This window comes from Pseudomonas sp. AA-38 (genome assembly GCF_029457475.1).
Taxonomy (GTDB): Bacteria; Pseudomonadota; Gammaproteobacteria; order Pseudomonadales; family Pseudomonadaceae; genus Aquipseudomonas.
In genome coordinates, this window is the sequence record NZ_CP120359.1 from 4,267,755 (window position 1) to 4,289,896 (window position 22,142).

Genomic DNA, 22,142 nt, shown 5'->3' on the forward strand with positions numbered 1-22,142 from the left:
GCGCGACATATTCAAACCTCGGGCCCGCACGCGGCGGGATTGCGGGTGATGAACATGGCATCACCGTAACTGAAGAAGCGATAGCCCTGCGCCACCGCCTCGCGGTAGGCCGCCATGGTCTCGGCGTAGCCGGCGAAGGCCGACACCAGCATCAGCAGGGTCGACTCGGGCAGATGGAAGTTGGTCACCAGGGCATCGACCACATGGAAGGGGCGCCCTGGGTAGATGAAGATGTCGGTATCGCCGCTGAAGGGCTTGAGCTCGCCATCGCGCGCCGCCGTCTCCAGCGAGCGCACGCTGGTGGTGCCAACGGCGACCACACGACCGCCACGGGCGCGACAGGCCACCACGGCATCGACGACGTCCTGGCTGACCTCCAGCCATTCGCTGTGCATGTGGTGATCCTCGATGCGCTCGACCCGCACCGGCTGGAAGGTGCCGGCGCCGACATGCAGGGTAACGAAGGCGCTCTCCACGCCCTTGGCGCGGATCGCTGCCAGCAGCTCGTCATCGAAGTGCAGGCCAGCGGTTGGGGCCGCCACGGCACCAGCCTTCTGCGCATAGACGGTCTGATAGCGCTCGCGGTCAGCCTCGTCATCCGGCCTGTCTATATAAGGCGGCAGCGGCATGTGCCCGACACGCTCCAGCAACGCCAGCACCGGCTCGGCGAAGTCCAGCTCGAACAGGGCATCGTGACGCGCCACCATCTGCGCCTCGCCACCACCATCGATGAGAATGCTCGAGCCCGGCTTGGGCGACTTGCTGGCCCGCACATGCGCCAGCACCCGGGTCTGATCCAGCACGCGCTCGACCAGGATCTCCAGCTTGCCGCCCGAGGCCTTCTGCCCGAACAGCCGCGCCGGAATCACCCGGGTGTTGTTGAACACCATCAGATCGCCAGGACGCAATTGCTCCAGCAGATCGGTGAAGCGGCCATGGCGCAGCGCCCCTGTCGGCCCGTCGAGCTGCAGCAGGCGGCTGGCTCGACGCTCGGCCAGAGGGTGACGGGCAATCAACGACTCGGGAAGATCGAAATGGAAGTCGGCAACACGCATGGGCAATGGAGGGTCATTTTGCAGGGCGGCAAAGCTTACCGGAATTCACCCTCCCCGACCATGCGGGCCTGCCAGTGGTCAGGGCGCGTAGCGGGCGACGATGCGCGCCAGGGTGCCGTCTTGCTGCATGCTGCGGATGGCCGCATCCATGCTGCCGAGCCACTGCCGGTAATCGCGGTGCAGCCTGAGCCGCAACTGCGAGCTGTGGATGACAGGCCCCTCCTCGACGCGCCAGCGCGGCAATTTCAAGCGCGCGTCCTTGCGCAGCAGATAGCGCCACTCCAGGCGGTCGATGATGCCAGCGTCGCTACGCCCCTGCGCCACCAGATAGATCAAGGCAGCCGCATCGGCACCATCGACCCGCGTGAAGGTACCTGCACCGGCATAGCCATAACCGCGCACCGTGGCGATGGCGCGCCCGCGCAAATCTTCGAGCGTTCGATAGGAAAAGGCCTTGCCGGGAGGAAACAGCAGGATCTCCTGCGCCTCGAGCACCGGCACCGTCCACAGGGACACCTCGGCCTGCTCTGGCTCCGCGCGCCACAACTGACTCACACAGCATTCGATCTGCAGATGCCCCTCACGAAACAGCTTCTGCGCACGCAGTGGCGGTAGCGGATGGCTGGCGTCGAGCTGCACGGGTAGACGCTCGCCCAGAGCGAGCATGACATCGTGCAGAATGCCCTCGACACGCCCGTCCTCCACGATCCAGTAGGGCTCCCAACCTTCGTCCGTCACCGCATAGGTCAGGGTTTCGGCCTGCACCAGCGGGACGAATGCCAGCAGCATAACGAACACGGACTGTCGCCAAACATTAGCCAAGCACCCCTCCCCCCTGAGAGCGAATTCCACTTCCGAGAGCACCGCTATAAACGAGATGCCCGCCATTCTTTATGACAGGTCAGATTTTATTCCTTGGCTCGTCATGCAGCGCGTATAAGTTATCAACCCTGCACAGCACTTCAGGTGCGACAGATCGAAGCTGCAAATACGCCGATTGACCGGCGCCAGGCGCATCCCTATACTGCGCCGCCATTGTGCCCCGGTGGCGGAATCGGTAGACGCGGCGGATTCAAAATCCGTTTTCGAAAGGAGTGGGAGTTCGAGTCTCCCCCGGGGCACCATCATCTTCTCGAGGCTCTTCAGCAGTCTTGCGCAACACCTCTTCAGTACGCATTCGACAAGGCACGTCGATACCCTTGCAAACCCTGGCGCAGCAGCGCTGGCAGGGGGTTGGCAAGTGCATAAAAGTTAGCGTAGAGTGGCCTAACTGTTTGCATGGGTCGCCGTGAATCGTGACTCAGGTGCGGCAGATCATTTGATCCGCTACATCCCGCTCGACTTCTATTACTCCTTGCAACCAGTCTTCAGTCCTCCACGGCATTTCGCTGGAGGCTGTCATCAACTACTAGTTTCAAGGAAAAAGACATGTCGAATCGTCAAACCGGCACCGTCAAGTGGTTCAACGACGAGAAAGGCTTCGGCTTCATCACTCCCGAAAGCGGTCCGGATCTGTTCGTGCACTTCCGCGCTATCGAAGGCACTGGCTTCCGCAGCCTGAAAGAAGGCCAGAAGGTCACCTTTGAAGCCGTGCAAGGCCAGAAAGGCATGCAGGCTGACAAGGTTCAGGTAGTCAGCTAAGACTTCCTCGAAAACCCCTGATGGCAACATCAGGGGTTTTTTATATCCTGCCAGCAGTCCCGGTTAGAATGGCGCGCAGTCCATTACAGCGAGCCCATCATGCCGAGACATCAGCTACGCCCACAGGGCGACTTCCCTTCTGCCGGTCCGATCCGCCGACTGGCTGCTCTCTTTTACGATTCCCTGCTCTGCGTCGCACTGATGATGGTGGTCACGCTCATCTATCAACAGGGCATCCTGCGCCTGATCTTCGGTAGCGAAAAGCTGATGATCATGTCGCAACAGGGTGCGCTCGACCGCGACCCCCTGCTGGCCAGTCTGGTGTTGTTGAGCCTGTTCGGCTTCTTCGCCAAGTTCTGGACACACAATGGCCAAACCCTGGGTATGCAGGCCTGGGGGCTGCGCATCCAGAACGCCGATGGCACGGCCATCGACCTGTGGCAGGCACTGCTGCGTTTCGTGGTCGCTATCGGCTCCTGGCTGTTCGCCGGCCTCGGCTTCCTGTGGATGCTCTGGGACAAGCAGGGGCGCACCTGGCATGACGCCTATTCGGACAGCCGCATGGTGCAACTGCCGAAGAACGTGCACAAGAAATAGCCCAGCACAGACATGAAAAAGCCGGTTCAGTGAACCGGCTTTTTCATGTCTACCAACCTCAGCCGGCGCGTCGCAACAACCAGACCCCAGCCAGGGCACAGACACCGGCCGGCACCAGCACCGCAAGCAGCGGCGAGAAGCCGAACACCAGGCTGGACGGCCCCAGCAGATCCTGAGCGATGCGGAAGATGAAGCCTACCAGTACGCCGGTGAAGACCCGCTGCCCCAGCGTCACCGAACGCAGCGGACCGAAGATGAAGGAAATCGCCATCAATACCAGCGCAGCGGTAACCAGCGGCTGCAGCACCTTGCTCCAGAATGCCAGCCAGTAGCGCGCGTTGTTCAAGCCCTGATCCGCCAGGTAGTGGATGTATTGCCACAAGCCGGTGACCGACAGAGCCTCTGGCTCCATCACCACCGTGCCCAGCAGTTGCGGATTGAGTTCGATGTCCCAGCGCTCCTCGTCCTGCTGGCTGACCTCGGAGTGATCGGCATACAGGTGCGTGGTCTTCACGTCGCGCAGCAACCAGTGACCGTCATTGAATTCGGCACGGCGCGCGAAGCTGGAGGACTGCAGGCGGCGCTCGTCGTCGAAGCGATAACGGGTCACCCCCAGCAGGGTGCCATCGGCGCGCACCACGTTGATGTGCACGTACTCCTGCCCCTGGCGATGCCACATACCACGTTTGGAGCTCTGCGCCTGGGCGCCGCCCTGGGCGATGGCGCGACTGGCCTGGGCCTGGTTCTCGGTCCAGGGCGCCACGTATTCGCCGATCAGAATGCCAACCAGCAGCAAGGCCAGCATGGGTTTCATCACCGCCCAGGAAATACGCCCGATGGAGACACCCGCGGCGCGCATGACGGTCAGCTCGCTGTTGCTGGCCAGGGAGCCGAGACCGATCAGGCAACCGATCAACGCCGCCATCGGCAGCATCTCGTAGGCGCGGCGCGGCGCGGTGAGCAAGACGTACCACAAAGCCTGCGGCAGGCCGTAGTCACCCTTGTTCAGATCACCCAGTTCGTCGATGAAAGCGAACAGCAGAGCAAGCCCGAGGATGATGCCCAGCACCGCCAGGATGGCGATGAATACCTGCACACCGATGTAACGATCCAGCTTAGCCATGGGCCACCTCCGACACGCGACGACTGGCCCACCACAGGCTCAAACGCTCCCAATAAAGCAGGGTCAGGCCGATGGCCAGGAAGATCAGGTGCACCCACCACAAGCCCAAGGCTGGCGGCAGCTTGCCCTTGTCCAGCGCGCCACGGGCGGCGATCAGCAGGCCCAGGTAGGTCATATAGAGGAAGATCGCCGGCAGTAGCTTGAGAAAGCGCCCTTGGCGCGGATTGACCTTGGACAGCGGCACCGCCAACAGAGTGACCACGAATACCAGCAAGGGCAGCGACAGGCGCCATTGCAGCTCGGCCTGCATCACCGGATCGTCGCTGCCGAACAGGTCGCGGGTCGGGATCGCCTCGCGCTCGTTGGCCTCGAGCGCCACCTCGGGCTTGGGCAGCAGCACGCCATAGGTGTCGTAACGAATGGCACGGTAATCGGCCTCGCCCGGCTCGCCATCGTAGCGATAGCCATTTTCCAGAATCAGGTAGCGGCTGCCGTCCGGGTGAATTTCCTGACGGCCACTTTCAGCCACCAGCACGGTGGTGCCGCGTTCGGAACGGCCATCGGAGGAGAAACGCTTCTCCGACATGAACACACCACGCAGCTCGCTGCGATCGGCCGACAGCTCCTGCGAGTAGGTCACCCGCGAGCCATCGCGCAGCGACTGGAAGCGCCCAGGCACCAGGGTATCGAGCTCGGTCAGGGCATCCTGCTCGTTGAGGATGCGCGCCACCCCGGCCACGCCTTGCGGCGCCAGGCCCATGCTCAGCCAGCCGACCAGCAGGGCGACGATCAGGGCCGGCGCCATGCTGTACACGGTCAGGCGCTGCTGGCTGACGCCCGTGGCCGACAGCACGGTCATTTCGCTGTCCAGGTAGAGGCGCCCGTAAGCCAGCAGAAAACCGAGGAACAGACCGAGCGGCAGGATCAGTTGCAGGAAACCGGGAATCCGGTAGCCCATGATCAAAAACAGCACGCTCGGGTCGAGCACCCCCTGCGCCGCCTGGGCCAGGTACTTGATGAAACGACCGCTCATGATGATCACCAACAGCACGGCGCTCACCGCACTGAGGGTCAACAACACTTCGCGGGACAGATAACGGAAGACGATCAAACCGGACGCTCCAGGGTTGTCAGGCTCAGGCGCGAGCGCTCAAACTAGCCGCACCTACTTGCCGGCCCACCGCTGGGTGGGCCCTCGAAAAAATGGCGGCCATTATCCGTCAAACCCGACTCTTTGTCTTGGGGACAGCTCAATATGGAATTTCTCGTCAAAAGCACCCGCCCGGAAACCCTGAAGACCGCCACCCTGGTCGTCACCATCGGCGAGGGCCGCAAGCTGGGTGATGCCGCCAAGGCCGTCGACCAAGCCAGCAACGGCGCGATCACCACGGTACTCAAGCGTGGCGACCTCGCCGGCAAGCCGGGCCAGACCCTGCTGCTGCACGGCCTGCCGGGGCTCAAGGCCGAGCGCGTGCTGCTGGTGGGCTGTGGCAAGGGCGATCTGTCCGACCGCCAACTGCGCAAGTTGGTTGCCAGCGTGCACGGCGTACTCAAGGGACTGGGCGGCAGCGACGCCTTGCTGGCCCTGGGCGAGCTCAAGGTCAAGGGCCGTGATGCCTATGGCAAGACCCGCCTGATCCTGGAAACCCTGGCCGACGGTAGCTACCTGTTCGAGCAGTTCAAGAGCAAGAAGAGCGACCCGCGTGCCCTGAAGAAAGTCACGCTGGTGGTCGACAAGGCCGAGCTGGCCGATGCCGAGCGCGCCCTGCAGCATGCCCGCGCCATCGCCACGGGCGTGGCCTTCACCAAGGATCTGGGCAACCTGCCGCCGAACCTGTGCCACCCCAGCTACCTGGCCGAAGAGGCCAAGGCTCTGGGCAAGGCACACAAGAACCTCAAGGTGGAAATCCTCGACGAGAAGAAGCTCAAGGAGCTGGGCGCCGGCGCCTTCCTCGCCGTGGCCCAGGGCAGCGAGCAGCCGCCACGCATGATCGTCATGCACTACCAGGGCGGCAAGAAGGACGACAAACCCTTCGCCCTGGTCGGCAAGGGCATCACCTTCGACACTGGTGGTATCAGCATCAAACCGGCCGCCAGCATGGACGAGATGAAGTACGACATGTGCGGCGCCGCCAGCGTCTTCGGCACCCTCAAGGCGGTGCTCGAGCTGCAACTGCCGATCAACCTGGTGTGCCTGCTGGCCTGCGCCGAGAACATGCCCAGCGGCCGCGCCACCCGCCCCGGCGACATCGTCACCACCATGAGCGGACAGACCGTGGAAATCCTCAACACCGACGCCGAAGGCCGCCTGGTGCTGTGCGACACCCTGACCTACGCCGAGCGTTTCAAGCCGCAGGCGGTGATCGACATCGCCACCCTCACCGGCGCCTGCATCGTCGCCCTGGGCAGCAATGTGTCCGGCCTGATGGGCAACAACGACACGCTGATCAAGCAGATCCTCAAGGCGGGTGAAACGGCCGACGACCGCGCCTGGCAACTGCCGCTGTACGACGAGTATCAGGAACAGCTCGACAGCCCCTTCGCCGACATCGCCAACATCGGCGGGCCGAAGGCCGGCACCATCACCGCTGGTTGCTTCCTGTCGCGCTTCGCCAAGAACTTCCACTGGGCGCACCTGGACATCGCCGGCACCGCCTGGATCAGCGGCGGCAAGGACAAGGGCGGCACTGGCCGTCCGGTACCGCTGCTGACCCAGTACCTGCTGGATCGCAGCGAAAGCAGCCGCAAGCGGCAAGCCGCAAGCGACAAATAACAGCCCTGCAACCCAGCCACCAGGGCACTTCGGTTCATCGAAGTGCCCTTGCTTTTTCTTGCAGCTTGCCGCTTGAAGCTTGAGACTTGCCCACCATGCCCAGAATCGAGTTCTACGTCCTCTCCTCCGCTGACGCCGAAGGTCGCCTGCGCGCGGCCTGCCAGTTGGCGCTGAAGGCCTGGAGCGTGGGCCTGCCGGTATTTGTGCGTGGCAGCGACGAAGCACAGTGCGGCGAGCTCGACGAGATGCTCTGGCGTTTCAAGGCCGAACGCTTTGTGCCGCATGATCTGCACCGCGATGCGCCGCTGTCGCCCGTGACGCTGGGTATCGACGACGTGCCCAGTGTCGAACAGGGCGTGCTGATCAACCTCGGCAACAATCTGTCGCCCCATGTCGAGCGCTTCTCGCGCATCATCGAGATCGTCAACCAGCAGCCCGAACTGCTCAGCGCCTGTCGCGAGAATTTCCGTATCTATCGTCAGCGCGGGTATGATCCCAAGCGCGTCGAACTTTAGTCTGCAGCGACGCTCACACCTCTCGTCACCCTAGCCCTCTTACCCGCTGCGTCGATCACCATGGACACCCCCAAGCCTCCGCAAAAGCCCGCTCAGCTACTGCATGACCTGGAGTCGATTCGCGAGCTGCTGGGCGACAGCAGCAGCGAGCCGTCACTGCTGATTGACTCGCTCGACCCGGACAGCATTCCCGTGCTCTCCGACATCGTCAGCGCGCCGCCAGGGCCGCCGCCGCCCTTCCACACCACACCGCCTGCCCAACCCGCGCCAGCGCCAACGCCCAAAGCCACGGGCACCGCGCCGACCAGTGACGCCGTGCGAACCAGCCTGGAGCCGCGCCTGCACGACAGCGCCCGCGAGCTGCAGCACCTGAGCGGCGAACTGCGCGCCGCCGCGCAATTGATCCTGCAAGACGTGATCGACGATTTCGTGCCGCAGATCGAAGCCGAGCTCAAGCGCCGTCTCGAAGCCCGCCTGCCGCGCCTGTTGCCGCCGCGCAAACCCTGACGCACGTCCCAGCCCTGCCCGCCCCCCTGGGGCTGGCAAGCCCTGGATCTTGTAGCTTGAGGCTTATGGCTTGGCGCTCATAAGCGTTATACTTGCCGGCTTTTCCGATCAGCCGTCACAAGGGTCCCGCCGCGCATGGACAAGACCTACCAGCCGCACGCCATCGAATCCAACTGGTACCAGACCTGGGAGAAGAACAACTACTTCGCCCCGCAAGGTAGCGGTGAGCCTTACACCATCATGATCCCGCCGCCGAACGTCACCGGCAGCCTGCACATGGGTCACGGCTTCAACAACGCGATCATGGATGCGCTGATCCGCTTCCGCCGCATGCAGGGCCGCAACACCCTGTGGCAGCCGGGCACCGACCACGCCGGTATCGCCACCCAGATGGTGGTGGAGCGCCAGCTCGCCGCGCAGGGTATCGGCCGTCACGACCTGGGCCGCGAGAAATTCCTGGAGAAAGTCTGGGAATGGAAGAACCAGTCCGGCGGCACCATCACCCGCCAGATCCGCCGCCTGGGCAGCTCGGTAGACTGGTCGCGCGAGCGCTTCACCATGGACGACGGCCTGTCCGAAGCGGTCAAGGAAGCCTTCGTCCGTCTGCATGAAGACGGCCTGATCTACCGCGGCAAGCGCCTGGTCAACTGGGACACCAAGTTCCACACCGCCATTTCCGACCTGGAAGTGGAAAACCACGACGAGAAAGGCTCGCTGTGGAACCTGCGCTACCCGCTGGCCGACGGCAAGAAGACCGCCGAAGGCAAGGACTACCTGATCGTCGCCACCACCCGCCCGGAAACCATGCTCGGCGACAGCGCCGTGGCCGTGCATCCGGAAGACGAGCGCTACAAGGCGCTGATTGGCAGCTACGTCGAACTGCCGCTACTGGGCCGTCGTATCCCGATCATCGCCGACGACTACTGCGACCCCGAGTTCGGCACCGGCTGCGTGAAGATCACCCCGGCGCATGACTTCAACGACTACGAAGTGGGCAAGCGCCACAACCTGCCGCTGATCAACATCTTCGACAAGAACGCCGCAGTGCTGGCCACTGCCCAGGTGTTCAACCTCGACGGCAGCGTCAACGAGCAGGTCGAGGCCAACATTCCAGCGCAGTTCGCCGGGCTGGATCGCTTCGAGGCGCGCAAGCAGATCGTCACTGCCTTCGAGGCTGCCGGCCTGCTGGAGAAGATCGAAGACCACGCCCTGAAAGTGCCGAAGGGCGACCGCTCCGGCACCGTGATCGAGCCCTGGCTGACCGACCAGTGGTACGTCTCCACCAAACCGCTGGCCGAGAAAGCCATCGCCGTGGTCGAGAGCGGCGAGATCCAGTTCGTGCCCAAGCAGTACGAGAACATGTACTTTAGCTGGATGCGTGACATCCAGGACTGGTGCATCAGCCGTCAGCTCTGGTGGGGCCACCGCATCCCGGCCTGGTACGACGAAGCCGGCAACGTCTACGTCGGCCGTGACGAAGCGGAAGTACGCGCCAAGCACAACCTCGGCGACGCCAAACTGCGCCAGGACGAAGACGTGCTCGACACCTGGTTCAGCTCCGGTCTGTGGACCTTCTCCACCCTCGGCTGGCCGCAGCAGACCGACTTCCTCAAGACCTTCCACCCCACGGATGTGCTGGTCACCGGCTTCGACATCATCTTCTTCTGGGTCGCCCGGATGATCATGCTGTCCACCCACCTGACCGGGCAGATTCCGTTCAAGACCGTGTACGTGCATGGCCTGGTGCGCGATGGCCAGGGGCAGAAGATGTCCAAGTCCAAGGGCAACGTGCTCGACCCACTGGATATCGTCGATGGCATCACCCTCGACGAACTGCTGGAAAAACGCACCAGCGGCATGATGCAGCCCAAGCTGGCCGAGAAAATCGCCAAGCAGACCAAGGCTGAGTTCCCCGAAGGCATCGCCAGCTACGGCACCGACGCCCTGCGCTTCACCTTCTGCTCGCTGGCCACCACCGGCCGTGACGTGAAATTCGACATGGGCCGCGTCGAGGGCTACCGCAACTTCTGCAACAAGCTGTGGAACGCCGCCAACTTCGTCATCGAGAACACCGATGGTCAGGACACTGGCGTGAATGGCGAAGAGGTCGAGCTGTCCTCGGTGGATCGCTGGATCATCAGCCAGTTGCAGCGCACCGAGGCCGAAGTCACCCGCCAGCTCGATGCCTTCCGTTTCGACCTGGCCACCCAGGCGCTCTACGAGTTCGTCTGGGATCAGTACTGCGCCTGGTACCTGGAGTTGGTCAAGCCGGTGCTGTGGGACGAGAACGCGCCGATCGAGCGCCAGCGCGGCACCCGCCGCACCCTGGTGCGCGTGCTGGAAGTGATCCTGCGCCTGGCTCACCCGTTCATGCCGTTCATCACCGAAGAAATCTGGCAGCGCATCAAGGGCCAGGCCGGCGTGCAGGGTGAAACCCTGATGCTGCAACCCTGGCCGGTGGCCAATGAGAGCCGCATCGACGCTGCCGCCGAAGGCGATATCGAGTGGGTCAAGCAGTTGATGCTCGGCGTACGGCAGATCCGTGGCGAGATGAAGATCTCCATGGCCAAGCGCATCGACATCATCGTTGCCAACGCCAGTGCCGAGGATCAGCGCCGCCTGGCCGACTTCGAGCCGCTGCTGAACAAGCTGGCCAAGCTGGAATCGGTACGTGTGCTGGCTGCCGGTGAAGAAGCGCCGATGTCCGCCACCACCCTGGTGGGCGAGATGGAAGTGTTGGTGCCGATGGCCGGGCTGATCGACAAGGACGCCGAACTGGCGCGCCTGGACAAGGAAATCGGCCGCCTCGATGGTGAGGTCAAGCGCGTCGGCGGCAAGTTGGCCAATGAAGGCTTCGTCGCCAAGGCCCCCGCCGAGGTGCTGGAGAAGGAGCGCGCCAAGCTGGCTGAGGCCGAGCAGGCCCTGGCCAAGATGGTCGAGCAGCGCGGCAAGATCGCCGCGCTCTGATAGCGGCACTTTCCTGCTTCAGCCCGACAAGGCCCGCGCCCACCACGGCGCGGGCCTTTTCGTTCCTGCACTTTTAGCTATAAAAGCCTTCCCTTTTACAAGGTGTTTCAGGCATCTTCCTCCGCCTACCGACCTTTACCTCATCGATAAGAAAGAACAGGCGGATCCCCATGTATGCGTTGATGGCACTCGTGTTCGTCCTCGGTTATCTGTGCATAGCCCTGGAACATCCACTGAAGATCGACAAGGCCGCGTCCGCGCTGCTCACCGCCGTCATCGCCTGGACACTGCTGGTGATGGGCGCCGACAGCATCCTGCCGATGATCGGCTCGGGCACCGCCGGCTCCAGCACCAATACCCATCGCGCTATCGAGGAACTGCGCCATCACCTGGGCGAGATTTCCGAGATTCTGTTCTTCCTCATGGGCGCCATGACCATCGTCGAGCTGATCGATGCCCATGAGGGCTTCAAGGTCATCACCGATCGCATCCGTACCCACAAGCGCGTGCATCTGCTGTGGCTGGTCGGTCTGATCACCTTCTTCCTGTCCGCGGCACTGGACAACCTGGCCACCACCATCGTGATGATTTCGCTGCTGCGCAAGCTGATCGCCGAGCAGCACGAACGCTGGTTCTATGCCGGCATCGTGGTGATAGCCGCCAATGCTGGCGGCGCCTGGTCGCCCATCGGCGACGTGACCACCACCATGCTGTGGATCGGCGGCCAGATCACCGCCAGCGGCATCGTTGCCCAACTCTTCCTGCCCAGCCTGATGTGCCTGCTGGTGCCACTGATCGTCATGAGCTTCATCCTCAAGGGAGAAGTCGCGCCACCTCGGCTCAAGGAAAGCAGCGAAAGCCGCCGCGACCCGACCACACCCTTCGAGCGCAACCTGATCTTCGGCCTCGGCCTGGGCGCACTGATCTTCGTGCCGATCTTCAAGACCATCACCCACCTGCCGCCGTACATGGGCATCCTCTTCGGCCTCGCCCTGTTGTGGATCACCACTGAGGTCATCCACCGCAGCAAGAACAGCGAAGAGAAGGATCCGCTGTCGGTGGTGGGCGTGCTGCGCCGCATCGACATCACCAGCGTGCTGTTCTTCCTCGGCATCCTGCTCGCCGTGTCAGCGCTGTCCAGTGCCGGCCATCTGACCCAGGTGGCGACTCTGCTCAAGGAAAGCCTGGGCAACGTCTACAGCATCACCCTGTCCATTGGCATGCTGTCGGCAGTGGTGGACAACGTGCCCATGGTGGCCGGGGCGATGAAGATGTACCCGCTGATCAGCGCCGAGGCACTGCAACTGGCCGATATCGCCGAGCAATCCTGGCTCGGCAGCTTCGTCGTCAACGGCCACTTCTGGGAAATGCTCGCCTATTGCGCAGGCACCGGCGGTAGTTGCCTGATCATCGGCTCGGCCGCTGGCGTGGCAGCCATGGGCATGGAGAAGATCAATTTCATCTGGTACCTCAAGCGCATCAGCGGCCTGGCCCTGCTCGGCTACCTGGCCGGCGCCGGCACCTATATGCTGATTGCCAGCCTGTAACCAGGAGCACGACATGGACGTGAGCAAGACCAGAACCAGCTTCTACCGCCGCCTCTACGTGGCCTGGCTGATCGACAGCGGCGAGGCCGTCAGCGTACCGGCGCTGATGGCGGCCACCGGCATGCCAAGGCGCACCGCCCAGGACACCCTCGCTGCCCTGGCCGAGCTGGATATTGACTGCCAGTTCGAGCAGGCCGAAGGCGAGCGCAACAATGCCGGCCACTATCGCATCCGCGACTGGGGCCCGTTCGACAAGACCTGGATCGCCGCGCACCTGCAGCAGATCAAGGCCACGCTCGGTTATCCCTGAGATAATCGCCTCCTTACTTCAGGGCCCTTCTAAAAACGTAGGCGAGGCAGTCAGCACAAGGCAAAAACAAGCGAAAAAGCGGAGTTTACGAGCTGTAAATGAGCATTTTGAGCTTGTTTTTAACGCAGTGATGACAACGCAGGTAGTTTTTAGAAGCGCCCGTCATGGGAATCGCGATGAATTTGGATCTGTTCTGGGTGCTGGGCCTGCTGGCCGGCGCCGTCACTCTCTTCATCACTGGCAAACCGCGCATGGACGTGGTCGCCCTGCTGGTGCTGATCGCCCTGCCACTGACCGGCGTGCTCGACCTGCAACAGACTCTGGCCGGGTTCAGCGACGCCAACGTCATCCTCATCGCCGCACTGTTCATCATCGGCGATGGCCTGGTACGTACCGGCATCGCCTACCGTCTGGGCGACTGGCTGGTGGCCAAAGCCGGCAACAGCGAAACGCGCCTGCTGATCCTGCTGATGCTGGCGGTGGCCGGGTTGGGTTCGGTGATGAGTTCCACCGGCGTGGTCGCCATCTTCATCCCCGTGGTGCTAGGCGTGGCCGCACGCCTGCGCATCGCCCCGGCACGGCTGATGATGCCGCTGGCCTTCGCTGGGCTGATCAGCGGCATGCTGACGCTGGTGGCCACGCCACCGAATCTGGTGGTGCATGCAGAACTGCGCCGCGCCGGGCTAGATGGCTTCGACTTCTTCGCCTTTACCCCCATCGGCTTGAGCATCCTGCTGCTCGGCGTCGGCTACATGCTGCTGGCGCGTCGCTGGCTGGTGCGCAGTGCGTCAGGTGGCAATGCCGAGCCGCCACGCCTGACCCTGGCCGACCTGGCCGAACGTTATCGCCTGAGCGAGCGCGAACGGCGCCTGCGGGTACGCACTGACTCGCCGCTGGCCAACCAGGTGCTCAACGAGCTGCAACTGCGCCGCGAGCACGGCATCAACGTCATCGCCGTCGAACGCCGCCAGCGCCTGCGCACCCTGCTGCTGATGGCCAGCGGCAACACCCAGCTGGAGCCGGGCGACGTGCTGCTGGTGGACATCGCCAGCCCCGCCATCGGCCTGCTCGGCAGTTACCAGGCACTGGGCCTGGAGCCCATGCCGCTGCCGCACTCCTATTTCAGCCTGCACGCCCACGAACTGGGCCTGGCCGAGGTAGCGCTGCCGCCGGAGTCGCAACTACCGGGCAAGACCATTCAGGAGCTGGGCTTTCGCTCGCGGCACAAGCTCAACGTGGTCGGCCTGCGCCGTCAGGGCCAGGCGCTGGAAGGCGTGCTGGTGGACGACAAGCTCACGGCCTCCGACACCCTGCTGGTGGCCGGTGCCTGGCGCGACATCCACCGCCTGCAGGGACTGAGCCGGGATTTTCTGGTGCTCAGCCTGCCGGCGGAAGTGGCCGAGGTGGCGCCTGCTGCACGCAAGGCGCCCTACGCCCTGCTCAGCCTGGCGGTGATGGTGGGGCTGATGGTCAGCGGCCTGGTGCCCAACGTGCAGGCGGCGCTGATCGCCTGCCTGCTGCTGGGTGCGTTTCGCTGCATCGACCTGGACAGCGCCTACCACGCCATTCACTGGCCAACGCTGATCCTCATCGTCGGCATGCTGCCCTTCGCCCAGGCATTGCAACAGACCGGCGGCGTCGAGCTGGCGGTGCAGGGCCTGGTCGGCGGCCTCGGCGATGCCGGGCCACGGCTGATTCTCGCCTGCCTGTTCGCGTTGACCGCCGTGATCGGCCTGTTCATCTCCAACACTGCCACGGCGGTGCTGATGGCGCCGGTGGCCATCGCCACCGCGCAGGCGCTGGGCGCCTCGCCGCTGCCCTTCGCCATGACCGTGGCACTGGCCGCCTCGGCGGCCTTCATGACACCGATTTCTTCGCCGGTGAACACTCTGGTGCTCGGCCCCGGCCAATACCGTTTTGGCGACTTCGTGCGCATCGGCGTGCCCTTCACCCTGCTGGTAATGCTGGTCAGCGTGGTTCTGGTGCCGCTGCTCTTTCCGCTCTGAAAGCGCTCACGCGGCACCATGGAAGAAGCGTCGTCCGGCGCGGCGTAGCCATCCACCTTCGGAAACATCGCTGCTCAGCCGACGCAGGTTATCGTTGACGGCCTCGACGTAGTTGCGGTCGTCACTGCGGATATGGCTGAACAACCAGCGTCCCAGTAGCCCCTTGAGTTCGTCGGCGATATCCTCAGCGCTGTTGAAGCGCTGTCGGTAGTCTTCCACACGCTTGATAAACAACGCGTGTACCCGCTTGTGCGCCTTGGTGAAGGCATAGCCAGCCTCTTCGAGCATCGCTTCCTCGAAGGCGAAATGTGAGACGGTATAGTCGATCAACTCGTCGATGACTGCGCCCACCTTCGCCTTGCTGGCGCTACGCTGAGCGTCGTCTAGCTGATTGATCATCGCGACGATACGTTTGTGCTGATCGTCGATTACCGTGATGCCGGTATCGAGGTCGTCACTCCACTGCAGATATGCCATGTTGCCTCCTTGCTGCAGATAGAAGATGTGGCAGTCTAGAGCCTTAGGCCGGCGCCAAATTGACCTGAGTCAACGCAAGCCCCGCTGTTTTATGGCATTTGCGAAATTCCGTTAACCAGAGCACAGATCACGTGCTTCTTCGCCGGGCTACGGTTTGCGGGCAAAGCATGGGAAAATCCCGCGCCCGCCAGACCAGATGACCAGCATGCCGCAATCACCGAAGCGCCCCCGCAAGCCCACCCCCGCTGCCGTGAAGACGGCGCCGGCCAAGGGCGAGCTGCACCCACGCAATCGCCACAAGGGGCACTACGACTTTCCCGCGCTGATCGAGGTCAGCCCCGAACTGGGCGACTTCGTCATCACCAATCCCTACGGCAAGCCGAGCATCGACTTCGCCGACCCGGCGGCGGTCAAGGTGTTCAACCGCGCCCTGCTGCGCCAGTACTACGGCATCCAACACTGGGATATTCCCGAGGGCTATCTGTGCCCACCGATTCCCGGCCGTGCCGACTACCTGCACAACCTCGCCGACCTGCTGGCGAGCGACAATGATGGGCTGATTCCCCGTGGCGAGCGCATCCGCGCGCTGGATATCGGCGTCGGCGCCAATTGCATCTACCCGTTGATCGGCCATTGCGAATACGCCTGGCATTTCCTCGGTGCCGATATCGCAGCCGCCGCCCTGGACTCGGCGCGCGCCATCGTCGAGGGCAACCCGCAACTGAGCGGCGCCATCGAACTGCGTCAGCAGGCCAATGCCGAGCAGATCTTCGTCGGTCTTTTGCGCAGCGAGGAGTATTTCGAGCTGACCCTGTGCAACCCGCCCTTCCATACCAGCGCCGCCGAAGCCAGCAGCGGCAGCACGCGCAAATGGCGCAATCTCGGCAAGCTCGACCCCAAGCGCAAGCTGCCGGTGCTCAACTTTGGTGGTCAGGCAGCCGAGCTATGGTGCCCAGGTGGTGAGGCCGGCTTTCTCAAACGCATGGCCAGCGAGAGCACACAGGTGGCCGGGCAGGTACTATGGTTCAGCAGCCTGGTGTCGAAGGTCAGCAACGTCGAGCTGCTGCAAGGCTGGCTGACTCGGGCCGGCGCGGTCGAGGTGCGCATCCTCGGCATGTCCCAGGGGCAGAAGCAGAGCCGCCTGGTAGCCTGGACCTTCAAGGACGGCGAGGCGCGCGGCGCCTGGCGCAGGGAGCGCTGGAGCTAGTCGATCAAGGTACAGGCCATCACCAGCGCATCTTCGCGCCCACCCACGGCCGGGTAGTAGTCACGACGGCGGCCCACTTCGTTGAAACCGAAACGCTCGTACAGCCGATAGGCCGTCTGGTTGCTCGCGCGTACTTCGAGGAAGCATTCACGACCACCCAACTTACAGGCCTCCTGCATCAGGTGTTCGAGCAGACGCAGGCCGAGCCCGCGCCCCTGGCTCTCCGGCTTGACGGTGATATTGAGCAGGTGCGCTTCGTCGAGAATCAGGTTGATCACGCCATGGCCGACCTGCTGTCCACCCTCGAACATCAGCCAGCAGTCATAGGACTTCAGCGCATCGCTGAAGATGCCACGGGTCCAGGGGTGACTGAAGGCGGCATATTCGATCTTCAGCACGGCATCGAGATCCGCCTCGGTCATCGGGCGGAAGGAAATCGCATCGCTCATTGGGCGTCACTCAGGCGCAAGGACAGTATTCTCAGGAGTGAGCGGGAGCCAGCCAGCGCTGACGGATTCGCCGCATCGCCTGCCACAGCTCGCGCTTGCGCGCGGGCTCGTCCATCAGCAACTCCAGACCCGGCAAGGCCCAGCAGGCGCCGAGGCCTTCGACCTGCAGTTCGCGGTTGTAGCTGTGCTCGTCGCCCTCGCCAGCGAAACGGATGGCCGGCAGCCCGACCAGCCACAGGCAGGCGCTGGGCTGCTCCTCCAGACGTGCGGCGACGAAGCTCTGCACGAACTCAAGCGCCGCCTCCGGGCCCTGATCCATCTGGCCGCGCACCAGCAGCGGCCAGCGCACCGGCTCGCCAAGCAGTTGCGGGCTGTCTGGCAGGCCGGCGGCGCGCAGCAGATCCTTGAGCAGGATATAGGCCGGGTCGCGGCTCTGGAAAGGTTCGCCAGTGGGCAGCTCCACCAGCAGGGCGCAGTCGCCGGCACGCAGCAACTGCAGGGAGAAACGCGGCGGCGGCACGCTGACGCGAGCCGGTTTTTCCTCGGCCGCTTCCGGCTCTGCCGCTGGCGTTTCGACAGCCACCTGACGTGGCTGGGCGCCCGGGCGTGGCACCTCGATCTTCGGCCGCTCGGCGGGTACCTCTCGCACCGCCTCGGCAACCTTCACCACAGACTCGACTGCCACCTCCTGCGGCGCTTCGGCCGAGGGTGGGGCGAGCAGTTCGGCGCGCGATGGCGCGGCAAAGGGCAGCACGGTACGCGGCAGCCAGGTGGTCACCTGCATGGCATCGAGGTAGGCGCGGCGGCGCAGCTCGGCGTTCAAAGCAGAAGTATCCCGTGCAGTCATTTCAGAGGGGGCGATTGTCGCGTGAATCGGCGGTGGCGGATAGCCCCTGAGCGGTGCCCGTCTGCTGGCGCAACAGGGCGACGAAGGCCTGCGCCGGTGGGCTCAGATAGCACGGCTTGCGCTGCAGCAGGCCGATGCTCCGCGCTGGCGCCTCGCTCAGCACCTGCACGGTGAGGCTGCCGTCGCTGTTGAAGGTGTCGGCGACACTGGCCGGCAACAATGCGAACCCCAACCCCGCGCGAGCCAATGCAGCGGCGCTGCTCATGTACGCCACCTCCCACGCTGGTTCACGCAGCAGCCCCATGCGCTGCAACGTTGCATCGGCCATGCCGCGCAGGCTGGTGTCACGTGTCGTGGCGATGTAGTCCTGCTCGCGCAGCGCAGCGAGCAACGCCTTGCCGCGCAGACGCTCATGGCCGCGCACCAGCAATACCAGGCTGTCGTCGTACAGCGGCTGGAAATCCAGCGCGCCGAGATCGTCCACCGTCGAGGTGATGGCGAAATCCACCTCGGCGGCGCTGACCCACTGGCGGATCTCCCCGGCACGGCCGTCGCTCAGGCTGATGTCGATGCCGGGATAACGCCGCCGATACTCCTGCAGCACCCGCGGCAGCGGGTCGATGGCCACCGAGGGCAGCACGGCGATGCGCAGCGAACCACTCTCCAAATGCAACTGTTCACGCGCATCGTGCACGGCGTTGTCCATGTCGCGCAGCAGCAGCCTTGCCTGTTCGAGAAAGCGCAGCCCGGCCTCGGTCAGCTCCACGCTGCGCGTATTGCGCGCCAGCAAGGCGAGCCCGAGGGCGTCCTCCAGCTTGCGCAGACTGTAGCTGAGCGCCGGCTGCGACAGGTGAATGCGCTCGGCGGCGCGGCTGAAACTACGGTGTTCGGCGATCAGCACGAAGGCCTGCAATTGACGAAAGCTGACGTCCACGGCGCCACCTCTTATAAAAATATCTTATCAATTGATACCACATTTCTAATTCACAACTTAATCCAGCCCGCTCAGGATGGTGCCCTACCGAATTGCCAACGGGCTCGACCATGACAAAAACCGTGCATATCGGCTGTGGCGCTGGCTTTGCCAACGACCGCCCCGATGCCGCTCTGGCGCTGGCCAACGACCTGGCAGGTCGCAACGGGCAGCGCTTCCTGTTCTTCGAGCTGCTCGCCGAGCGCACCCTGGCCGAGGCGCAACTGCGCCGCCTGCACGATGCCGACAGCGGCTACGCCGCGCGCCTGTTCGAGTTTCTCGAACCGGTACTGGAAATCTGCCTGGACGCCGGCATCCCGATCATCAGCAACGGCGGCGCGGCCAACCCGGCAGCCGCCGCCCGACGCCTGCGCCAGCACCTGCAGGGCACGCGCCACGCGGCAGCACGTATCGCCTGCGTATTGGGCGACGATCTGCTGGCCAGCGACATCGACCTGCAACACTGGCTACCGGAATGCCTGGATGGCGAGGTGGTGTCGGTCAACGTCTACAGCGGTGCCGAGGGCATCACCCAGGCGCTGAACGAAGGCGCCGATATCGTGCTCTGCGGCCGCGTCGCCGACCCCAGCCTGGCAGTCGGCCCTCTGTGCCATGCCTTCGGCTGGCAGGCCGATGACTGGGATCGCCTGGCGCTGGCCACCACCGTTGGCCATCTGCTCGAATGCTGCACCCAGGTCACGGGCGGCTACTTCGCCCATCCGGGCCTCAAGGACGTGCCGGATCCGGCCAACCCTGGCTGCCCCATCGCCACGGTGACTGCCGATGGGCAGATCATCATCGGCAAGGCCGCAGGCACCGGCGGATGCGTCACCGAGCAGACGGTCAAGGAGCAACTGCTCTATGAAGTCCACGACCCGGCGGCCTACCTGACCCCGGACGTGACCCTCGACCTGAGCCAGGTACGCGTGCACCAGGTGAGCACCGATCTGGTCGCGGTCGAAGGCATGCGCGGCCATCCACGCCCGGCGCGCCTAAAGGGGCTGGTGGGCCTGCGTGGCAAATGGTTCGCCGAGGCGGAAATCTCCTACGCTGGCCCCGGAGCCCTGGCCCGCGCCGCCCTGGCCCGCGACATCCTGCTGCAACGCAGCGCCCGCCTGGCGCCACAACTGACGCCCTGGGTCGACCTGATCGGCGTCGCCAGCCTGTTCAACGACCGCGCAGGCCAGTGGCTGGACGCACGCCTGGCACAGGCGCAGGAGGCGCAGGACGTGCGCCTGCGCATCAGCTTCATCGACCGCGACAAGGCGCTGCTCGAACGCCTGCTGCTCGACGCCGAATCGCTCTACACCAACGGCCCGGCCGGCGGTGGCGGCGTGCGCCGTTACCTGAGCGAATCGCTGTCCACGGCGAGCTTTCTCATCGAGCGCGACCGGGTTCAACAACATGTGGAGTGGTTCTGATGAGTGCCAAAGTGCTGCTGTGCGACTACGCCCACGCCCGCGCGGGCGACAAGGGCAACACCCTGAGCGTCGCGGTATTCGCCTATGACGCCGCGCATTACCCCTGGCTGGCCGCCGAACTCACCGCCGAGCGCGTCGCCGCCTGCCTGGCGCATCGGCGCATCGGCCAGGTGCGGCGTTACGAGCTGCCCAACCTGGGCGGCCTCAACTTCGTCGTCGACGACGCCCTGGAAGGCGGCGTCAACGCCAGCCCCGGCATCGACCGGCACGGCAAGAGCCTGAGCTATCTGCTGCTCGACCTGAGGCTGCCGCCGCCAGGCTGATTCGCCCTTCCCCGCTCACCTCGACTCCAACAACAATAAAACCGGAGACACCGGCATGATCACTGCCCTCGGCTTTACCCTGATGTTCGTCATCGTCGCCCTGATCCTGATGCGACGTATCACCCCGCTGGTCGCCTTCACCCTGCTGCCGGTCATTGCTTGTGCGCTGGCCGGGTTCACCCCGGCCGAAATCGGCAAGTTCATCACCGAGGGGCTGAAGTCCGTGGCCCCGACGGCAACGCTGTTCATTTTCGCCATCCTTTACTTCGGCATCATGCGCGAGCGCGGCCTGTTCGCCCCGCTGGTCAACTTCCTGCTGCGCAGCACCGGCGGCAAGCCGCTGGCAGTGGCGGTGGTGACGGTTGCGGTAACGGCGGTCACCCACCTGGACGGCATCGGCGCCGCCACCTTCCTGCTGGTGATTCCTGCCCTGCTACCGCTGTACCTGCGTCTGGGCATGAAACGGGAAATGCTGCTGTGCCTGGTGGTGCTCAGTGCCGGGGTAATGAACATGGTGCCCTGGGGCGGCACCACCGCACGCGCCTCGGCCGTGACCGGCATCGACGCCTCGCAGCTATGGATCTCGCTGATCCCGATTCAACTGATCGGCCTGGCGATGGTGATGGGCCTGGCAGTGTTTCTCGGCCGCCGCGCACAGCGCAGCCTGGCCGGCATTGGCGACATCAGCGAGCACGCAGCGACAACCTCGGCCAACGACGACACGACCCAGCTCAGCCCGCGCACCTGGCGCTACTGGGGCAACCTGGGGCTCACCCTGGCCATTCTCGCCTGCCTGTTCACCGGCGCCTTCCCGCTGTTCGCCTGCTTCATGGTCGGCCTGGGCCTGGCTCTTGTGCTCAACTATCCCAGCCTGAACGAACAGAATGCAGCGCTGATGCGCCATGCCAGCGATGCCCTGCAGATGGCCCTGGTGATGCTCGCCGCCGGCATCCTGCTCGGCGTGCTCTCGGGTGCGGGGATGTCCGAGGGCATGGCGCACTGGATGATCAACGTGCTGCCGGAGGGCTCGGCAAGTTGGCTGCATGTGATCATCGGCGCCTTCGGCGTGCCGCTGGGCATGCTGTTCTCGCCGGACGCCTACTACTTCGCCCTGCTGCCGGTGATCCGCGATGTCGCCGTAGCGGCGGGCGTCGACCCGGCGGCGGTGGCCAAGGCCATGCTGATCGGCGAGAACACCGGCTTCGGCGTCAGCCCGGTGGTGCCGAGCGTATACCTGGCCATCGGCCTGGCCGGTGTCGAGCTGTACAAGCACATCCGCTACACCGTGCTATGGGCCTGGGGCATCAGCCTGGTGATGCTGGCTGCGGCCGTGTTGTTCGGCGTGGTCACGGTCTGAGGTCAGACACTGCAACGAAAAAAGGATCGCCGAGGCGATCCTTTTTT

General features: G+C 64.2%; 21 protein-coding genes and 1 tRNA gene. 14 read left to right on the forward strand and 8 right to left on the reverse strand.

Going from position 1 to position 22,142, the window contains the following annotated elements; genetic code table 11:
- Positions 1-11: 11 nt before the first annotated feature.
- Positions 12-1,055 (reverse strand): tRNA preQ1(34) S-adenosylmethionine ribosyltransferase-isomerase QueA, encoded by a 1,044-nt coding sequence (gene queA / locus PVE35_RS19680; RefSeq protein WP_277372729.1) that lies wholly within the window; start codon positions 1,053-1,055, stop codon positions 12-14.
- 78 nt (positions 1,056-1,133) lie between these two features.
- Positions 1,134-1,844 (reverse strand): transporter substrate-binding domain-containing protein, encoded by a 711-nt coding sequence (locus PVE35_RS19685; RefSeq protein WP_277374913.1) that lies wholly within the window; start codon positions 1,842-1,844, stop codon positions 1,134-1,136.
- Between the two features lie 250 nt (positions 1,845-2,094).
- On the opposite strand from PVE35_RS19685, the gene PVE35_RS19690 reads away from it, so the two are divergent.
- From PVE35_RS19690 to PVE35_RS19700, 3 genes are all read left to right on the forward strand, one after another.
- Positions 2,095-2,179: transfer RNA gene (locus PVE35_RS19690), tRNA-Leu, on the forward strand.
- Between the two features lie 304 nt (positions 2,180-2,483).
- Positions 2,484-2,696, forward strand: coding sequence for a cold-shock protein (locus tag PVE35_RS19695; protein WP_268178777.1), 213 nt, complete (start codon positions 2,484-2,486; stop codon positions 2,694-2,696).
- Between the two features lie 99 nt (positions 2,697-2,795).
- Positions 2,796-3,293 (forward strand): RDD family protein, encoded by a 498-nt coding sequence (locus tag PVE35_RS19700; RefSeq protein WP_268178778.1) that lies wholly within the window; start codon positions 2,796-2,798, stop codon positions 3,291-3,293.
- 58 nt (positions 3,294-3,351) lie between these two features.
- On the opposite strand, the gene lptG is transcribed toward PVE35_RS19700, so the two are convergent.
- Both lptG and lptF read right to left on the reverse strand, forming a co-directional pair.
- Positions 3,352-4,416 (reverse strand): LPS export ABC transporter permease LptG, encoded by a 1,065-nt coding sequence (lptG, locus tag PVE35_RS19705; protein WP_268178779.1) that lies wholly within the window; start codon positions 4,414-4,416, stop codon positions 3,352-3,354.
- The gene (gene lptF / locus PVE35_RS19710; RefSeq protein WP_277372730.1) at positions 4,409-5,527 is read right to left on the reverse strand and encodes an LPS export ABC transporter permease LptF; all 1,119 of its coding nucleotides are present in this window, start codon (positions 5,525-5,527) and stop codon (positions 4,409-4,411) included. Before lptF ends, lptG begins: the two co-directional genes overlap by 8 nt.
- Before the next feature lie 144 nt (positions 5,528-5,671).
- Between lptF and PVE35_RS19715 the strand changes: the two genes are divergently transcribed.
- The 7 genes from PVE35_RS19715 to PVE35_RS19745 all read left to right on the forward strand — a co-directional run bounded on the left by PVE35_RS19715 (position 5,672) and on the right by PVE35_RS19745 (position 15,041).
- The gene (locus PVE35_RS19715; protein WP_277372731.1) at positions 5,672-7,189 is read left to right on the forward strand and encodes a leucyl aminopeptidase; all 1,518 of its coding nucleotides are present in this window, start codon (positions 5,672-5,674) and stop codon (positions 7,187-7,189) included.
- 95 nt (positions 7,190-7,284) lie between these two features.
- Positions 7,285-7,704, forward strand: coding sequence for a DNA polymerase III subunit chi (locus PVE35_RS19720; protein WP_277372732.1), 420 nt, complete (start codon positions 7,285-7,287; stop codon positions 7,702-7,704).
- Positions 7,705-7,764: 60 nt separating this feature from the next.
- The gene (locus tag PVE35_RS19725; RefSeq protein WP_277372733.1) at positions 7,765-8,211 is read left to right on the forward strand and encodes a DNA polymerase III subunit chi; all 447 of its coding nucleotides are present in this window, start codon (positions 7,765-7,767) and stop codon (positions 8,209-8,211) included.
- Between the two features lie 135 nt (positions 8,212-8,346).
- Complete coding sequence (locus tag PVE35_RS19730; protein ID WP_277372734.1) at positions 8,347-11,178, forward strand: valine--tRNA ligase; 2,832 nt, start codon at positions 8,347-8,349, stop codon at positions 11,176-11,178.
- Between the two features lie 170 nt (positions 11,179-11,348).
- The gene (nhaD, locus tag PVE35_RS19735; RefSeq protein WP_268178786.1) at positions 11,349-12,725 is read left to right on the forward strand and encodes a sodium:proton antiporter NhaD; all 1,377 of its coding nucleotides are present in this window, start codon (positions 11,349-11,351) and stop codon (positions 12,723-12,725) included.
- A 13-nt stretch (positions 12,726-12,738) separates the two neighbouring features.
- Positions 12,739-13,035 (forward strand): winged helix-turn-helix domain-containing protein, encoded by a 297-nt coding sequence (locus PVE35_RS19740; protein ID WP_268178787.1) that lies wholly within the window; start codon positions 12,739-12,741, stop codon positions 13,033-13,035.
- 176 nt (positions 13,036-13,211) lie between these two features.
- A complete protein-coding gene (locus PVE35_RS19745) occupies positions 13,212-15,041 on the forward strand; it encodes an SLC13 family permease (RefSeq protein WP_277372735.1) in 1,830 nt (609 codons plus the stop codon).
- A gap of 6 nt (positions 15,042-15,047) precedes the next feature.
- Here PVE35_RS19745 and PVE35_RS19750 read toward each other — a convergent pair whose 3' ends face one another.
- Positions 15,048-15,518: a bacteriohemerythrin gene (locus tag PVE35_RS19750; protein WP_268178789.1), complete on the reverse strand. Its 471-nt coding sequence runs from the start codon at positions 15,516-15,518 to the stop codon at positions 15,048-15,050.
- Positions 15,519-15,723: 205 nt separating this feature from the next.
- Between PVE35_RS19750 and rlmF the strand changes: the two genes are divergently transcribed.
- On the forward strand, positions 15,724-16,725 hold the full coding sequence (gene rlmF, locus PVE35_RS19755) for a 23S rRNA (adenine(1618)-N(6))-methyltransferase RlmF (RefSeq protein WP_277372736.1): 1,002 nt from the start codon (positions 15,724-15,726) through the stop codon (positions 16,723-16,725).
- On the opposite strand, the gene rimI is transcribed toward rlmF, so the two are convergent.
- From rimI to PVE35_RS19770, 3 genes are read right to left on the reverse strand one after another with little or no spacing between them, the layout of a single operon-like run.
- Positions 16,722-17,174, reverse strand: a complete 453-nt coding sequence (gene rimI / locus PVE35_RS19760) for a ribosomal protein S18-alanine N-acetyltransferase (RefSeq protein WP_277372737.1) — start codon at positions 17,172-17,174, stop codon at positions 16,722-16,724. The two genes, rlmF and rimI, sit on opposite strands and share 4 nt — an antisense overlap.
- Positions 17,175-17,205: 31 nt before the next feature.
- A complete protein-coding gene (locus tag PVE35_RS19765) occupies positions 17,206-17,997 on the reverse strand; it encodes an energy transducer TonB (RefSeq protein WP_277372738.1) in 792 nt (263 codons plus the stop codon).
- Positions 17,998-18,022: 25 nt separating this feature from the next.
- A complete protein-coding gene (locus tag PVE35_RS19770) occupies positions 18,023-18,955 on the reverse strand; it encodes a LysR family transcriptional regulator (RefSeq protein WP_277372739.1) in 933 nt (310 codons plus the stop codon).
- Positions 18,956-19,065: 110 nt separating this feature from the next.
- On the opposite strand from PVE35_RS19770, the gene PVE35_RS19775 reads away from it, so the two are divergent.
- The 3 genes from PVE35_RS19775 to PVE35_RS19785 are packed head-to-tail and all read left to right on the forward strand — an operon-like array spanning position 19,066 to position 22,095.
- Entirely contained in the window at positions 19,066-20,415 is a 1,350-nt protein-coding gene (locus tag PVE35_RS19775) for an acyclic terpene utilization AtuA family protein (protein ID WP_277372740.1), read from the forward strand.
- Positions 20,415-20,738: a hypothetical protein gene (locus PVE35_RS19780; RefSeq protein WP_277372741.1), complete on the forward strand. Its 324-nt coding sequence runs from the start codon at positions 20,415-20,417 to the stop codon at positions 20,736-20,738. Before PVE35_RS19775 ends, PVE35_RS19780 begins: the two co-directional genes overlap by 1 nt.
- 55 nt (positions 20,739-20,793) lie before the next feature.
- On the forward strand, positions 20,794-22,095 hold the full coding sequence (locus PVE35_RS19785; RefSeq protein WP_277372742.1) for a citrate:proton symporter: 1,302 nt from the start codon (positions 20,794-20,796) through the stop codon (positions 22,093-22,095).
- Positions 22,096-22,142: the final 47 nt, after the last annotated feature.